Annotated in this window: 9 protein-coding genes, 2 tRNA genes and 3 pseudogenes; 2 read left to right on the plus strand and 12 right to left on the minus strand. The window is 76.0% G+C overall.

The annotated features are described in order from the left end of the window. Nucleotides 1–17: 17 nt before the first annotated feature. A pseudogene (locus Ae150APs1_RS22480) lies at nucleotides 18–1,673 on the minus strand (carboxylesterase family protein). On the opposite strand from Ae150APs1_RS22480, the pseudogene Ae150APs1_RS22490 reads away from it, so the two are divergent. Then, a pseudogene (locus Ae150APs1_RS22490) lies at nucleotides 1,567–2,511 on the plus strand (YafY family protein); the annotation flags it as partial. The pseudogenes Ae150APs1_RS22480 and Ae150APs1_RS22490 overlap by 107 nt on opposite strands. A 114-nt stretch (nucleotides 2,512–2,625) precedes the next feature. Here the strand turns inward: Ae150APs1_RS22490 and Ae150APs1_RS22495 are convergent. From Ae150APs1_RS22495 to orn, 6 genes are all read right to left on the minus strand, one after another. After that, complete coding sequence (locus Ae150APs1_RS22495; protein ID WP_075300133.1) at nucleotides 2,626–3,609, minus strand: asparaginase; 984 nt, start codon at nucleotides 3,607–3,609, stop codon at nucleotides 2,626–2,628. A 14-nt stretch (nucleotides 3,610–3,623) separates the two neighbouring features. After that, the gene (locus Ae150APs1_RS22500) at nucleotides 3,624–4,874 is read right to left on the minus strand and encodes an FAD-dependent oxidoreductase (protein WP_075300135.1); all 1,251 of its coding nucleotides are present in this window, start codon (nucleotides 4,872–4,874) and stop codon (nucleotides 3,624–3,626) included. Nucleotides 4,875–4,884: 10 nt separating this feature from the next. Continuing rightward, the gene (locus Ae150APs1_RS22505; RefSeq protein ID WP_010229911.1) at nucleotides 4,885–5,517 is read right to left on the minus strand and encodes a methyltransferase domain-containing protein; all 633 of its coding nucleotides are present in this window, start codon (nucleotides 5,515–5,517) and stop codon (nucleotides 4,885–4,887) included. 123 nt (nucleotides 5,518–5,640) lie between these two features. Then, nucleotides 5,641–5,713 (minus strand) — tRNA-Lys (locus Ae150APs1_RS22510). 100 nt (nucleotides 5,714–5,813) lie between these two features. Then, a tRNA-His gene (locus tag Ae150APs1_RS22515) sits at nucleotides 5,814–5,886 on the minus strand. A gap of 79 nt (nucleotides 5,887–5,965) precedes the next feature. Continuing rightward, nucleotides 5,966–6,607 (minus strand): oligoribonuclease, encoded by a 642-nt coding sequence (orn, locus tag Ae150APs1_RS32960; RefSeq protein WP_075300137.1) that lies wholly within the window; start codon nucleotides 6,605–6,607, stop codon nucleotides 5,966–5,968. Nucleotides 6,608–6,688: 81 nt separating this feature from the next. On the opposite strand from orn, the gene Ae150APs1_RS22525 reads away from it, so the two are divergent. Continuing rightward, nucleotides 6,689–8,284, plus strand: coding sequence for a helicase HerA-like domain-containing protein (locus tag Ae150APs1_RS22525; RefSeq protein ID WP_075300139.1), 1,596 nt, complete (start codon nucleotides 6,689–6,691; stop codon nucleotides 8,282–8,284). 3 nt (nucleotides 8,285–8,287) lie between these two features. Here the strand turns inward: Ae150APs1_RS22525 and Ae150APs1_RS22530 are convergent, their stop codons facing one another. The 5 genes and pseudogenes from Ae150APs1_RS22530 to Ae150APs1_RS22550 form a co-directional block, all read right to left on the minus strand. After that, a complete protein-coding gene (locus tag Ae150APs1_RS22530) occupies nucleotides 8,288–9,973 on the minus strand; it encodes a PH domain-containing protein (protein ID WP_083680302.1) in 1,686 nt (561 codons plus the stop codon). Further along, entirely contained in the window at nucleotides 9,970–10,518 is a 549-nt protein-coding gene (locus Ae150APs1_RS22535; protein ID WP_060573493.1) for a PH domain-containing protein, read from the minus strand. Before Ae150APs1_RS22535 ends, Ae150APs1_RS22530 begins: the two co-directional genes overlap by 4 nt. 168 nt (nucleotides 10,519–10,686) lie before the next feature. Continuing rightward, entirely contained in the window at nucleotides 10,687–12,741 is a 2,055-nt protein-coding gene (locus Ae150APs1_RS22540) for a glycosyltransferase family 39 protein (RefSeq protein WP_075300141.1), read from the minus strand. Continuing rightward, the gene (locus tag Ae150APs1_RS22545) at nucleotides 12,738–14,030 is read right to left on the minus strand and encodes a bifunctional glycosyltransferase family 2/GtrA family protein (RefSeq protein WP_249266445.1); all 1,293 of its coding nucleotides are present in this window, start codon (nucleotides 14,028–14,030) and stop codon (nucleotides 12,738–12,740) included. The genes Ae150APs1_RS22540 and Ae150APs1_RS22545 overlap by 4 nt, the downstream gene beginning before the upstream one ends. A 77-nt stretch (nucleotides 14,031–14,107) precedes the next feature. Beyond that, nucleotides 14,108–15,979, minus strand: a pseudogene (locus tag Ae150APs1_RS22550) (glycosyltransferase family 39 protein). Nucleotides 15,980–16,015 lie beyond the last annotated feature (36 nt).

A 16,015-nucleotide genomic window follows, 5' to 3' on the forward strand; every position in this document is an offset into this window, starting at 1 on the left:
GCCGCCGGCGGGCGGGCTCAGCGGGCCGGGTCGTCGGTGGCCTCCTCGTCGGTGTCCTCGACGTCGAACCGGCGGCGCACCGGTGCCGCGGGGTCCCAGGCAGGCCAGCCGGGGTCGCCGTCGGCGGCGAACCGGACCCACGAGGCGCGCATGCGGTCCGACAGCGCGGCGGGCGGGGCGTCGCCGGCCAGGCCGGACGGGCCGGACGCCCGGTCGAGCGTCCCGAACACGAACGGCAGCTCGGTGGCGTGCGCCGCCCCGAGCCGGCCGCCGCAGGCGGTCGAGCGGTACCCGAACAGGTAGCCGAACCGCCGTCCGGTGTGGGCGTCGAGCAGCCGCCGGGTGGGGCCGGCGAACACCAGCTCGGTCATCAGACGGCTGTAGCGCTCGCCGGGGCTGCCGTCGCCGGACAGCGTGGCGCCCGGCGCGACGGCCGCCACCACCGTCCGGGCCTGGTCCTCGGTCAGCGCGTCGAGTGCGCCGGTGGGGACGAGATAGAGGTTCATCTCGTCGGCGTTCGACCCGGCGACGAGATCGACGTCCGCCCCGGCGCCGGCGCGCAGTGCCGTCAGCGGGTCCTCGGGCAGCACGTCGTCGCCGAGGACGGGCAGGAAGCCGGTGATCCCGAAGCCGGGGTCGCGGCCGTCGGCCTCCCGCAGGTCACCGCGGCCCCCCGGGACGTCGACGCGGCCCTGCGCGGCAGCGACGTCCTCGACGGGGAACCCGCGGAAGGCCTCCGCCGACGCCGGCGCGCCCAGCCCGGCGGCCAGCGCGGCCGCGAACGGCGCCGCCCGCTCCGGCCCCGACCGGGCCATCTCGGCACCGCCGGACTGGACGACGGCCCGCCGGAACAGTCCCGCCGACAGCGGCGAGGCGAGCAGCAGACCGATGCTCATCGCCCCGGCGGACTCGCCGAACACGGTGACTCGGCCGGGGTCGCCGCCGAACGCGGCGGCGTTGTCCCGGACCCAGGCGAGTGCGGCGAGCTGGTCGCGCAACCCGACGTTGGTGGCGCCCCCGTCGAGCGGCAGGAAGCCCTCGGCCCCCAGCCGGTAGTTCACCGACACCAGCACGACGCCGTCCGCCGCGAGGGCCGTGCCGTCGTAGGCGGGGGCCGAGGCCTCCCCGGCGACGAACGCGCCGCCGTGCACGAACACCAGCACCGGCAGACCGCCGGCGGCCGGGTCGGGCGTCTACACGTCGGCGGTGAGGAAGTCGGCGCCGGGCCGCCAGCCGGTCCCGATCACCGGGCTCATGTCGAGCCCGCCGGCGATCGCGCGGACCGGCTGCGGGGCGTTCGGGCCGGGCCCGCCGCCGGCGTCGCGGACGCCGTCCCACCCGGGGACGGGCGCCGGGGCCGCGAAGCGCAGCGGGCCGGTGGGTGGCGCGGCGTAGGGGACGGACCGGAACCGGACGACGCCGCCGGCGCGGGTGCCGCGCACCCGGCCGGAGGTCGTCCGCACGACGGGCGCGGAGTCGGGAGAGGTCACGATCTCCGGTCTACTCCGGCGGCTGCCCCGCCGTCGAGGACCGGACCTGTCCTCGGTGCGGTGCAGACTGGGCGGCGTGATGGAGACGTCGGCACGGCTGCTGCGCCTGCTCGGGCTGCTGCAGGTACCGCGGGACTGGACCGGTCCGGCGCTGGCCGAGCGCCTCGACGTCGACGTCCGCACCGTGCGGCGTGACGTCGACAAGCTCCGCACCCTCGGCTACCCGGTGCACTCGACGCCGGGCACGACCGGCGGCTACCGGCTCGGCGCCGGTGCGGCGCTGCCCCCGCTGCTCCTCGACGACGACGAGGCGGTGGCCGTCGCCGTCGGGTTGCGGACCGCGGCCGGCGGCACCGTCTCCGGGATCGAGGAGACGTCGGTGCGGGCGCTGGCCAAGCTGGAGCAGGTCCTGCCGAACCGGCTGCGCCGCCGGGTCGCGGCGCTGGGCGCGGCCACCGCGACTCTGGTCGGGCGCGGGCCCACGGTCGACGCCGACGACCTCTCCGCGCTGGCCGCGGCCTGCCGGGACCGGGAGCGGGTCCGCTTCGACTACACCGGGGGCGACGGCAGCGAGACCCGACGGATCGTCGAGCCGGAGGGGCTCGTGCACACCGGCCGGCGCTGGTACCTGGTCGCGTGGGACACCGGCCGCGACGACTGGCGCACCTTCCGGGTCGACCGGATGCGGCTCAGGCTCCCCGCCGGGCCGCGGTTCGCGCCCCGCGACCCACCGGAGGGCGGCGTCGCGGCGTTCGCCCAGCAGGGGATCTCGACCGGCGCGTACCCGTACCGGGCGCGGGTGGTGTTCGAGGCGCCCGCGGAGCAGGTCGCGGAGTGGGTGACGCCGGCGTCGGGCACCGTCACCGACCTCGGCGACGGCCGCTGCGAGCTCGTCGCCGGTGCGTCCGGTCTGGACACGCTCGCCGTCTGGATCGGGTTCTTCGGCGTCGACTTCCAGGTGTTCGAGCCGCCGGAGCTCGTCGAGCACCTGGACGCGGTCGCCGCCCGGTACCGGCGGGCCGCCGCGGCGTCCCGGGCGGCGGCGCCCCCGGACGAGGGTCGTCCGGCGGTGCCCCCGGACGAGGGGCCCGGGAGCGCTGGTACGGGACCGCCGGGCTGATCCGCGGAGCGGTGGTCAGGGCTGCGGCACGAGCCGGACGGACCCGACCGGCTCGCCGTGGCCGAGCACCTCGACCCGCCCGGCGGTGTCCAGCGCGGGGGAGTGCACGCCCCAGCCGCCGAGGAGACCGGCCGCGACGACCGGCAGCGGGCGGGCCGCCCCGTCCAGCACGGTGACGGCGAACGCGCGCCCGTCCGGCAGCGCGGCCGCGAGGACGCCCTCGGCGCCGTCCTTCGCGACGAGGCCCGGGACGGCCTGCGCCAGCCGGGTCACGTCGCGTCCGGTGCCGCCGACCCACCACGGGTGCTCGCGCATCGCCGCGGCCACCCGGCCCTCCGGGGTCCCCGGCGCGGCGGTCGCGATCCGGGCGAACGCCCGGGCCAGCCCGGCCGGGGTGGATCCGAGGAGCGGGGCGCCGCACCCGTCCACGGTGGTGACGGCGGGCTCGACCCCGGTCAGATCGGCGACCGTGTCGCGGACGAGCCGCTGCAGCGGGTGCCCCGGGTCGCGGTAACCGGTCGTCGGCCACCCGGCGGCGACGCAGGCGGCCAGCATCGCGGCGTGCTTGCCGGCGCAGTTCTGCAGCACCGGCGCGGGGCCGCCACCGGATGCGCGCACGCCCGCGGCGGCGTCCGGGTCGAGCGGCAGGTCCGGGGTGTTGTCCAGGTCGTCCTCGGTGAGCCCGGCGCCGGCGAGGATCCGGCGGACGCCGTCGACGTGCGTGGGCTCGCCGGAGTGCGACGCGCAGGCCAGTGCGAGCAGCTCGCCGTCGAGATCGAGGCCCGCGCGCAGCAGCGCGACCGCCTGCACGGGCTTCAGCGCGGACCGCGGGAGGAACGCGACGTCCGGGTCGCCCCGGCCGGTCAGGCCGCCGCCGGCGTCGAGCTCGGCGACCGTGCCCAGGTGCACCGACTCGACCGTGCCCTCGCGCTCGACGTACGCCAGCGGGACGGCGGCGGCGAGGACGGGCGGGGCGGTCGTGGCGGCGGGGGAGGTCACCCGTCGACGCTACGTCAGGCGGGGCCGGGCGCCGGGCGCAGGCCGAGCGCCCGTTCCAGCTCGGGCGTGGGGTGCACCGGCACCGGGCCGTACGCGTTCCGCCGGGCCGAGCGGCGCCGGACCGCGGGCAGCCGGGTCAGCAGCCGCAGGAACCCGGGCGGTGTGACGGCGCGACCGCGCTCGCGGGCCCGGGCGACGGTCCGCTCCACCCGCACCTGCTGGTCCTGGACGGTGACGATCGCCGGTTCCCGCTCGGCCTGCACCGCGGCGAGCACGTCGTCGCCCGGTACGCCCGCCCGCAGCGCCGGGACGAGGTGGTTCGCCGCGGCCAGCGCGTCCTGCGCGGCCATCAGGATCCCGTTGCCCCCGACCGGGGAGATGACGTGCGCGGCGTCGCCGAGCAGGAGCAGGCCGGGGCGGTGCCAGACCGGCACCCGGGAGATGTCCACCGACAGCAGCGTCGCGTCGTTCAGGTCGGTGAGCAGCCCGACCCGGTCGGCCAGCCACGGCACGCGCTCGGCGACCTCCCGGCGGACGTACCCGACGCCCGCCTCCCGGATCGCCGGGTAGCCGCCCTTCGGCAGGGAGAGCCCGACCTGCCAGCGGCCGGGACCGCCGAGCAGGCCGACGTAGTGCCGCTCGCCGAAGAAGAGGTCGACGTCCGCGTCCGGTGGGTCGTCGTCGCGCTGGGGGAGCGCGAACCACAGCAGGTCGGTGGTGGCGCCCTGGGAGACGGCCGTCGCCCCGGCGAGGGCGCGGATGCGGGAGAACCGGCCGTCGGCGGCGACGACGAGACCGGCCTCGACCTGCTCGCCGGAGCGCAGCGTCACGCCGCGCACCGGGTCACCGGCCGTCCCGGTCCCGAGCAGGCCGTTCACCGCGGCACCGGTGCGCAGCGCGAACGACGGCAGCGCGGCGGCCTCCCCGGCGAGGAAGTCGAGGAACCGGGCCTGCGGCATCAGCGCGACGTAGTCGTAGGGGGTGTCGAGCAGGCCGTAGTCGGAGGTGGTGACCAGCCCCTTCGGCGTCCGGAACCGGAACTGCCGGGCCTTGACGTGCGGGAGTTCCAGCAGCCGCCCGGCGAGACCGAGCCGGTCGAGGAGCTCGAGGGTCCACGGGTGCAGGGAGTCGCCGCGGAAGTCGCGGTCGAAGTCCTGGTGACGCTCGAGCAGCGTCACCGGCAGCCCGGCCCGGGCCAGCAGGTAGGCCAGCAGCATCCCGCCCGGCCCACCGCCGGCGACGACGGTCCTCGCGGGGGTGGTCACGCCCGCAATACTAGCTCGCCGATCGAGTGTCTCGCTCGTCGAGAGAGTTGAACTGCGGGAGCGGGCGGCGGCAGAGGAAGGTCCGCGCGGGCGGCGGGTTGCGCCACTCGGTGGCGGTCTCGACGACCTCGTCGAAGTGGGTGTCGAGCAGGTCCCGCAGGTCGCGCACCCGGTTCGGCAGCGCCATCCACGTGATGATCATGCTCATGACGCCGTCGGGCACGAGCCGCCGTGCGATCACGCCCATCACCGACAGGCGCAGCGTCTGCGGGAACACCGCCCAGGGCAGCGTGGAGACGAACGCGTCCACCCGGTCGATCCCGGCCTCGTCGAGGATCCGCTCCAGGTCGGCGACGTCACCCTCGACGACCTCCAGCCACGGCTTGTGCTCCCGCAGGTGCGCGACGAGCTCCGGGTCGATCTCGATGGCGAGGTAGCGGGCGTTCGGGCCGAGCCGGGCGCGGATCGGCTCGGCCAGGACTCCGGGCCCGGCCCCGAGCTCGACGACCACGCCGTTCGTGCCGTGCGGGACGACCTGTGCCAGCTGCCGGCACAGTCGCCGCCCGGTGAGGAACGGTGTCGCGAGCTGGTCCATCTTGGAGAAGGACCGCTTGAGGAAGACGGTGTGGTCGGGACGGGCCATACGGACATCGTGGCGGGTCCGCGGCCTCCGGTCATGTGGAGGCGACCGGCGTCACGACGGCCGCGCGGCCCCGGGGACGCGAGAAGGCCCGCGACCGGATGGTCGCGGGCCTTCTCGTCACGGTGCGCCGTCAGGGACTCGAACCCCGAACCCGCTGGTTAAGAGCCAGCTGCTCTGCCAATTGAGCTAACGGCGCGTATTCATTTCTGTCGTCGTGCTGTCGCGCGCCCCGGGCGAGAACGACCCCGGAAAATTAGCACGATGCTTTCCGGGATCGACCGCCAGGGTGGCGACCGGGTGAGTGACGGGACTTGAACCCGCGGCCCCCTGGACCACAACCAGGTGCTCTACCAACTGAGCTACACCCACCATGCGAACTCCCCGGCCGTGGCCGGAAGCGCTGATACAGCATAGCCCCCGGTGTGCGGCCGGTTGCGCGGGGGTTGGCTCACCCCGTCGCGCCGCCCCCTGCCTGCGGGTTCGCCGTCGTGGCCACGTCGGCGACCGCGGCCGCGGCGGCCTGGGCCTGCTCGGTGCTCGGCCCGGGCGGGGCCACGAACAACGCCTTCCGGTAGTACGCGAGCTCCCGGATCGACTCCTGGATGTCGGCCAGCGCGCGGTGCGCCAGCCCCTTCTCCGGCTTCGCGTAGAACACCCGCGGGAACCAGCGGCGGGCCAGTTCCTTCACCGAGCTGACGTCGATCATCCGGTAGTGCAGGTAGGCGTCGAGCTCCTGCATGTCGCGGGCGAGGAATCCGCGGTCGGTCGCGATGGAGTTGCCGGCGAGCGGCGCGGTGCGGGCGTCGGGGACGTGGGCGCGGATGTAGGCGAGCACCCGTTCCTCCGCCTCGGCGATGGTCACCGTCGCGGCCCGGACCTCCTCGGTCAGCCCGGAGCGCGCGTGCATGTCCCGCACCACGTCGGGCATCGCGTCGAGCTGCGCGTCGTCGCAGGCGATGACGACGTCCACGCCCTCGCCCAGGACGTTGAGGTCCCCGTCGGTGACCAGCGCCGCGATCTCGATGAGCGCGTCGGAACCGAGGTCGAGCCCGGTCATCTCGCAGTCGATCCACACCAGCCGGTCGGTCATCGGTGCAGACTATGTGACATCCGTGCACACGGCGCGCGCCCCGCGGGTCACGGCGGTGTGAGTGCCCTACGCTCCCGGTCCGTGGCCGACAACGCAGATTCCGCTGCAGATCACACCGCCGCCCGCACCATCGCCGAGGGGTACGCCACCGACGGCGCCGCGCTGGAACTCGGCACGGTGCTCGTCGACGGTGTCTGCGACCCGGAGGCGCGGGTCCGGATCCCGCTGGCGACGCTGAACCGGCACGGCCTCGTCGCCGGCGCCACCGGTACCGGCAAGACGAAGACGCTGCAGGCGCTCGCCGGGCAGCTCTCCGACGCCGGCGTCCCGGTGCTCCTGGCCGACGTCAAGGGCGACCTGTCGGGCATGGCGCGGGCCGGCGAGCCGGGCGCGAAGATCGACGAGCGGGTGCGCGACACCGGCGACGACTGGACGCCGACGGCCTACCCGGTGCAGTTCCTGTCGCTGGGCGACGGCGGCGTGGCCGTCCCGGTGCGGGCGACGATCACCCAGTTCGGCCCGATCCTGCTGGCGAAGGTCCTGGGGCTCAACCCCACCCAGGAGTCGACCCTCGGGCTGATCTTCCACTGGGCCGACCAGCGCGGGCTGCCGCTGCTCGACACGAAGGACCTGCGCGCCGTCATCCAGCACCTGACCTCCGACGAGGGCAGGGCCGACCTCAAGGGGATCGGCGGGGTGTCGTCGTCGACGGCAGGGGTGATCCTGCGGGCGCTGGTGAACCTGGAGGCCCAGGGCGGGGACACGTTCTTCGGCGAGCCCGAGTTCGAGCCGGCGGACCTGATGCGCGAGATCGAGGGGAAGGGTGTCGTCACCCTGCTCGAGCTCGCCGAGCGGGCCGCGAACCCGATGCTGTTCTCGACGTTCCTCATGTGGCTGCTGGCCGAGCTCTACGAGGACCTGCCCGAGGCCGGGGACCTGGACAAGCCGAAGCTGGTCTTCTTCTTCGACGAGGCGCACCTGCTGTTCGCCGACGCGTCGAAGGCGTTCCTCGACCGCATCGAGCAGACCGTGAAGCTCATCCGGTCCAAGGGTGTCGGGGTGTTCTTCTGCACCCAGCTGCCCACCGACGTCCCGAACGAGGTGCTGTCGCAGCTCGGCGCGCGCGTCCAGCACGCGCTGCGGGCCTTCACCCCCGAGGACCAGAAGGCCCTCAACCGGACCGTCAAGACCTACCCCCGGTCCGACGTCTACGACCTGGAGTCGGCGCTGACGTCGCTGGGCACCGGCGAGGCGATCGTGACCGTGCTGTCCGAGCGGGGCGCCCCCACCCCGGTGGCGTGGACCCGGCTGCGGGCGCCGCGCTCGATGATGGCCGCGCTCGGCGAGGACGACGTCCGGCAGGAGGCGGCCGCGTCGTCGTTGCAGGCCAAGTACGGCGAGATGGTCGACCGCGACTCCGCCTACGAGCGGCTGACCGGCCGGATCGCGTCCGGTCCCGGCGGGGACGCCACCCCCGTCGAGGCCCCGGCCCCGCAGGCCCCGCCGCCCGGCGAGGCCGCCCCGCCGCCGCCCCCGCCGCAGCCGCAGGACTCCAGCGAGCAGGGCTGGTTCTCCAAAGTCGGTGACTTCCTGCAGTCCCCGACCGGGCGGCAGATCACGAACACGGTCACCCGGGAGATCACCCGGAGCCTGTTCGGGACCCGCCGCCGGCGCTGAGGATCAGGCCCGGAAGCCGCGCACGGCGTCCGGCGAGATCTCCGCCATCAGTGCGACGGCGTCGGACGGGGCCAGGTCGAGCACCTGCACGGCGCCGTTGCCCGCCGCCGTCGTCGCCTCCAGGGTGACGACGCCGGCCCGGCGCTGGAACAGGCTCTGCCGGACCCGCCAGCCGATGACGCCGTCGCGGCGCAGCGCCGCCGTCGTCCGGAGCAGCGAGCCGCTGCGGGCCACCAGGTAGCGCTCGTCGAGCCGGTGGCCGAGCGCGCGGTAGCGGTCCAGCCCGAGCGGGACGGCCACGACGACCAGCAGGGCCGCGACCACCAGCGGCCAGGACGGGCCGCCCAGGTGGGCGAGGACGGCGGCCGCCACCGGCAGCACCAGCGCCGGGCCGACCGCCCGGACCAGTCGCCGGGTGCGGGCCCGCCGCGGGTGCGCCGTCAGCGGGCCGTCGGTGACCGCGGACCCGGTCCGGGCGGCGGTCGTCGCGATGCGGTGCGCGTGCGCCCGCGGGACCGGCGGGCCGAGCGCACCCGCGTGGCTCGCCTCGCCGTCGGCGCCGGCCAGCCCGACGGTCAGCGCCCCGGCCTGCGCGCCCTTCCCGATCGCGCGCACCAGCAGCGGCTCGGTGACGGTGACCCCGCGCAGCCGCTGCTCGGACACCGACAGCGAACGCCGGGTGAGCAGCCCGCGCCGGACCCGCAGCGTGCCGTCGGGCTCGCGGGTCAGCCGGAACCCCCACCAGCGCTCGACGAACAGCACGATCGACCCGGCGACCATCAGGAACAGCAGCAGGACGACGCCGACCAGCACCGACGCCCAGACCGGTGCGGAGGTCAGCTCCCCGGCGACGGCGTCCGCGCCGGGGAGGGTGCGGGGATCGACGTCCGCCTCGCGGAGCAGGTTCCAGAGCGCGGCCGCGGCGGCACCGATCGCGGCGAGCGAGCTGACGGTCAGCGGGGCGTAGCGCAGCGACGTCCAGTCGATGCGGTCCAGCTCCTCGCCGGCCTCCGGCTCCGCTGCCGGCCCGGGAGCACCGGCCGTGGGCGGGTGGGTGCCCGCGGCGGGGCGGGAGAGCAGCTCGCGGCGGAGACGCTCGGCCTCGGCCGTGGTGACGGCGTCGAGATCGAGGCCGGACTCCTTGCCCGCGCTCTGCCCGGACCCGACCTTCACCACGCTGACCCCGACGAGCCGGTGCAGCAGCGGCGCGGTCAGGTCGACGGTGCGGATCCGGTCCCGCGGGACCGAGCGGCGCTGCCGGTTGAGCAGCCCGCTGTGCAGCTCGACGCGCTCCTCGGTGATGCGGTAGCGGGTGGTCCGCCAGCGGACCACCCCGGCACCGACGGCGAGCACGGCGATCCCGGCCGCGATCCACAGCTGCACCGCGTTCCCGCGTCCGGCGCCGAACAGCAGCAGGACGACCAGGGCGGGGGCCAGCTTCAGGAGTGCGGTGGCGGGGGCGACGACGAGCATCAGCGCCGGGAGGCGCCGCCAGCCGTCCCCGGGGGCCGTCGCGGTTCCTGCGGGTCCGGGGGCGGGGGAGTCGTGGCCGTCGAGCGCGGTGCCGGGTGTCTCGGTGCGGCTCCAGGGAGGCGGGACGCCGCCGGACTCCCGGAGCGTCGGACGGTCCGGGGCCGGGACGACCCACCGGGAGCCCGGGTCGGGGGTCCCGGTTCCGTCGCCGCTCACGTCGCGTCCCCGGAGTGCCGGCCGGTCGTCTCGGTGAGCCGCCGGGCCAGCTCGCGGGCCTCGTCGGCGTCGAGACCGGCGATGCGGACCGGGCCGCGGGCCGACGCCGTCGTCACCGTGACGGTCCCCAGCCGCAGTGCCTGCTGCAGCGGGCCGTGCTCGGTGTCGACGGTCTGCACCCGCGGGATCGGCGCGATCCGCCACTCCCGGACCAGCCAGCCGGAGCGGGTGTAGACGGCCTCGTCGGTGACCTCCCAGCGGTGCAGCCGGTAGCGCAGGGTCGGGACCAGCAGCGTGGCGACGAGCAGCCACAGGACGGTCAGCGTGATCGTCGCGATGAGCAGGCCGTGCCACGGCTCGCGCGGGAGCAGGGCCCAGCCGACCCCCTGGGCGACGAGCAGCACGACCGGCGTCGGCAGCCCGCGCAGCCGCCACCACCAGATCGCGCGCCCGTCCACCCGGTGCGCCGGTGGGCGCAGGGGGAGCGGGAGCTGCTCGGTGCCGTCGGTCGGGTCGCCGGTCGTGAGGGGGCCGGAGGCGGTCATGGGCACACTCTGCCGAACGAGGACGCCGCTCGGCATGCGGCCGCGCCGCCCGGTGTGCGGCTGTGGCCGAAAGAGGGGTCCCGGAGCCACCGAGTGGCACACCGTGCACCTCGGGAACCCGGGACGGCGTGCACCGTGTGCCACTCGGCTGATGTCTCGGCGGGTGCCTCAGCGGGACGGGGCCGCGAGGTCGTAGACGGTCGTCCCGCCGACCGTGGTGGCGGTGTAGTGCGCCGCCACCCACTCGGTGATCGCGGCGCCGACGCCGCGGTCGCTACCGGGCCCACCACCGTCGCCGCCGCCGACGAAGTACCGGATGTCGCCCTGCGCGACGTACTGCCGGAACTGCTCCAGGGTCGGGAACTCGTCGCTGCCGGACCAGCCGCCGATCGCCATGACGGCCGTGTCGCCGCCGGCGGCGAGCATCATCGACGCGGCGCTCTGCGAGCCGATCGTGGCCGCGGCCCAGCGGGCGTCGCCGGCGTCGGCGAGGAGCGCGGCGACCTCGGCGTTCGTCTCGGCGCCGCCGGGCCCACCTGGACCTCGCCCGCCGTCGCGGACGCCGCGGCCACCGACGCCGTCCGGCGAGCCGGAGACCTGCGGTCCGGCCGTGGGGATCGAGCCCTCGTGCACGGTCGCGGCCGTCTGCACCGCGTAGGCCGCCGGTGCCGCGATCCCGGACAGGACCGCCACCCCGAGCACCACGGCGAGCACCCGCCTCCCGCCGTACCGGACCAGCAACGCCACCCCGGCGACGACGCCGAGCACCAGCACCACCCACCGCAGCCACGGCAGGAAGTCGGGCGACCGGCCCAGCAGGACGAACGCCCACACCGCGGTCCCGCCCGTCGCGACCGCGAGCACCGCCCGCGCCCACCAGCGGTCCCGGTGGGCGAGGACCTCGCGGCCGCCGCCCGCGACCAGCGCCGCGATCCCGGGGGCGAGTGCCACCGCGTAGTACGGGTGGATCGTGCCCTCCATGAAGGAGAAGACCAGCGCGGTGACCAGCGTCCAGCCGCCCCACAGCAGCAGCGACGCGCGCACCGGGTCGGCCCGGGACACCCGCCCGCGCAGCACCAGTGCGGCGACGACCAGCAGCAGCGCCGCCGGCAGCAGCCACGACACCTGGGTGCCGAACGCGGCCTCGAACATCCGCAGGACGCCCGTCCCGCCACCGAACGCGGTGTTCCCGCCCGTGTCGCCGGGACCACCGCCCGTGCCGCCGGGCGGCATCATCCCGCCGCCGGGCGGCGTCGCACCGGCCGTGCCCGCCGCGCCGGCCGCGTCGGCACCGGCCGTCGCACCGGGGGCTCCCGCGGCACCGCCACCCGGCATCCCGCCACCGCCACCCGGCGTCCCGCCACCGCCGTTGCCGTCGCCGCCGAGGATCCGGCCGAGGCCGTTGTAGCCGAAGGCCAGGCCCAGCGGGGTGTTGTCACCCGACCCGCCGATCCAGGGCCGGGCCCCGACCGGCCAGAGCGCGACCGCCAGCAGCCACCAGCCGGCGCCGACGACGATCCCGGCGCCACCGGCGAGGAGCTGCCACACCCGCCGCAGCGGCCGTCCGGGAGCGGCCCACACCCAGGTCAGGGCCAGCGCCGGCAGGACGACGAACGCCTGCAGCGACTTGGTCAGGAAGGCGAACCCGACGACGAGCCCGGCCGCGACGATCCACCGGGTGCGGCCGTCCTCGACACCGCGGACCACCAGGTAGGCGGCGGCGACCAGGAGCAGGGTGAGCAGCGCGTCGGGGTTGTCGAACCGGAACATCAGGGTCGCGACCGGGGTCAGCGCGAGTGCGGCACCGGCGAGCAGCCCGGCGCCGTGCCCGGAGACCCGGCGCACGGCCGCGTACAGCAGCCCGACCGCGGCGACCCCCATGAGCGCCTGGGGGACGAGCAGGCTCCAGGAGCTGAACCCGGCGACCCGGGCGGCGATCTCCATCGGCCACAGCGCGGCGGGCGGCTTGTCGACGGTGATCGCGTTCGACGGGTCGAGGGAGCCGAAGAAGAACGCCGTCCAGTCGTTCGCCCCGGCCTGGACCGCGGCGGCGTAGAAGGAGTTGGCCCAGCCGGACGCGCCCAGGTTCCACAGGTACAGGACGCCGGTCGCGACCAGCAGGGCGGCGACCGAGACCGGCCGGTGCCAGGGCCGGTGGGGCGGGGGTGTGTCGTCGTCGGTGCGGGGCCGTGCGGACGGCCCGCGGTCGAGCGTGGTGGTCACCGGGCGGCTGCCTTCTCGAGCGTGGGGACGGGGGTGGTCTCGCGGCGGAAGATCCAGGACCGGAACAGGACGAAGCGCAGCACCGTCGCGACGAGGTTGGCGGCGACGATCACCGCGACCTCGACGGCCAGGTGGGCGCCGGGGGCGGCGAGGGTGAGCAGGCCGAGCGCGCCGGTGGTCAGTGCCAGGCCGAGCCCGAACACGACCAGTCCCTGGAACTGGTGGGTGACGGCTCGTTCGCGCCCGCGGACGCCGAAGGTGAACCGCCGGTTCGCGGCCGTGTTGACCACCGCGCAGATCACCATCGCCGCGACGTTGGCGGTGATCGGGCCGAGGATCCCGCGGAAGGCGAGGAACAGCAGCAGGTTCGCCACGGTCGAGGCGACGCCGATCGCGGCGAACCGGGCGAGTTGGAAGGGCATCGCCCGCGGGACGCCCGGCACCGGGGCCGGTTCCAGTGGTGCCCGGCCGAGCTGGGCGCGGATGTCGGCCAGTGGGAGCGCGCCACCGGCCAGTGCCCGGCCGACCCGCCAGACGCCCTTCAGGTCGGCGACGGCGGTCGCGACGATGTCGACGCTGGAGTCGGGGTCGTCGACCCAGTCGACGGGGACCTCGTGGATGCGCAGGCCGGCGCGTTCGGCGAGGACGAGCAGCTCGGTGTCGAAGAACCAGCCGGTGTCCTCGACGAGGGGCAGCAGGCGGTGGGCGACGTCGGAGCGGATCGCCTTGAAGCCGCACTGGGCGTCGGAGAACCGGGCGGACAGCGCGCCGCGCAGGATCAGGTTGTAGCTGCGGGAGACGAACTCCCGCTTGGCCCCGCGCACGACGCGGGAGCCGCGACCGAGCCGGGTCCCGATCGCCAGGTCGGAGTGCCCGGAGACCAGCGGCGCGACCAGGGGGAGGACGGCGCCGAGGTCGGTGGAGAGGTCGACGTCGCAGTAGGCGAGCACGTCGGCGTCGGAGGCGGACCACACCTGCCGCAGTGCGCGGCCGCGGCCCTTCTGCTCCAGCCGGACCGTGCGGACCTCGGCGATCTCGGCGGCCAGCCCGGCCGCGATGACGGGGGGGGGGGTGGCGTCGGTGCTGGCGTTGTCGGCGATCGTGATCCGGAAGGTGTAGGGGAACCCGCCGGTGAGGAAGGCGTGCAGCCGCCGCACCGAGGACTCCACATCGGACTCCTCGTTGAACACCGGGACGACGATGTCCAGCACGGTTCGTCCGGGCCGCTGCGGTGGCGGCGGCACGTCGGGTCGGGTCACGGTCTCGGGGCCGGTGACGACTGGGGTCATGGCACCGACGGTCGTCCCCGGCTCTGTCGCGGCCGTGTGATCGACCTGTGCGCCGGCTGTGAGCACGTGCCCGCCGGTCACGACGCCGCCCCGGACAGGTCGTAGAGGGTGACGCCGTCGACGGTCCGGGCCGGGAACGACGCCTGCACCCACTCCGCGATCCGGGTCGCCGCGTCGCTGCCGCCGGTGTCCGAGCTCGCGATCATGCCGCCGCCGGAGCCGCCGACGAACCAGTGCACCCGCCCGTCCGCCACCATCTGCCGGAACGCGTCGAGTGTCGGGTACGGGTCGGTGCCGTTGAACCCGCCGAGGGCGAGGACGGGGCCACCGGACGCCAGCTGGTACCCGGCCGCCTGGTTCGAACCGACGGCCGCCGCGACCCAGGTGTAGTCCGCCGCGTCCTCCTGCAGCAGGGCCGTGACCTGTGCGGACGGGGTGGGGGAGCCGAGGATGTCGCCGGGCCCGCCACCCGGTGCGCCACCGTCGGGGAGGCCGTTCGCGGGCCCGCCCGCACCGCGACCGTCGCGCATCCCGCCGGGGCCGCCGCGCCCGCCCGGCCCGGACCCGTGGCCCTCCGGCCCGGAGGCCGGGATCGCGCCCGTGTGCGGCGTCGCCGCCGTGGCCACCGACCACGCGGCGGTGCCGCCCAGCCCGGCCAGCACCGCCGCCACCACGACGCCCGCGGCGAGCGCCCGCGGCATCCGGTGCACCCCGGTCAGTGCGGCGGCCGCGACCAGGCCCAGGACCGGCACCGTCCAGCGCAGCCACGGCAGTCAGCCGGCCGCCCCCGCGAGCAGCGCGGACGACCACCCGGCGGCGAGCAGCACCGTCGCCGCCAGCAGCAGCCGGGACGCGAGCGCGGCCCGGTCCCGCCACAGCGTCACGACGCCGATGCCGGTCAGCGCCGCGACCGCGGGGGCCGGCGCGACCGTGTAGTAGCTGTGGATGATCCCGGCCATCAGGCTGAACGTCAGTCCGGTGACCACGAGCCAGCCGCCCCACAGCAGGGCGGCGGCCCGCGCCCGGTCGGTGCGGGGTGCGCGCCGGGACCGCCACAGCAGGACGCCGAGCAGCAGCATCGCGACCGGCAGCAGCCACGACGCCTCCCGGCCCATCTCCGAGCCGAACAGCCGCAGCAGCCCGGTCTCGCCCCAGCCGCCACCGGCACCGCCCCCGACCGAGCCGACCTCGTCGCCGGTCAGCCGTCCGACGCCGTTGTAGCCGAACACCAGCTCCAGGACGCTGTTCCCCTGCGACCCGCCGATCCAGGGCCGGTCGGCCGCCGGCCACAGCTCGACGACCAGCACCCACCAGCCCGCCGACACCAGCAGCGCGACGCCGGCGGCGAGCAGCCCTCGGACCCGCGGCCACCAGGCGACCGGCGCGGCCAGCAGCCAGACCAGCGTGAACGCGGGCAGCACCAGGAACGCCTGCAGCATCTTCGCGAGGAACCCGTACCCGATGAGCGCACCGGCGAGGACGAGCCAGCGGGTCCGGCCCTGCTCGACGGCCCGGGTGACCGCGTACGCCGCGCCGGTCAGGACCAGCACGAGCATCGCGTCCGGATTGTCGAAGCGGAACATCAGCACGGCGACCGGGGTCAGTGCCAGCACCGCCCCGGCGAGCAGACCGGCGGCGTCACCGGCGACCCGGCGGACCGCCGCGTGCAGCAGCGCCACCGAGCCGACGCCCATCAGCGCCTGCGGTACCAGGACGCTCCAGGAGGACAGCCCGAACAGCCGGACCGACAGTCCGATCGGCCACAGCGCACCGGGCGCCTTGTCGACGGTGATGCCGCCCGCGGCGTCGGACGCGCCGAAGAACCATGCCGACCAGCTCTGCGCACCGGCCTGGGCGGCGGCCGCGTAGAACGCGTTCGCCCAGCCGGACTCCGACAGCCCCCAGAGGTAGAGCACCGCCGTCCCGGTGAGCAGGGCGGCGAGCGGCACGTGCCGCCGCCACCGGCGCGGGGGCGCCGGCTCCCG

Source organism: Pseudonocardia sp. Ae150A_Ps1 (assembly GCF_001932315.1).
Classification (GTDB): Bacteria; Actinomycetota; Actinomycetes; order Mycobacteriales; family Pseudonocardiaceae; genus Pseudonocardia.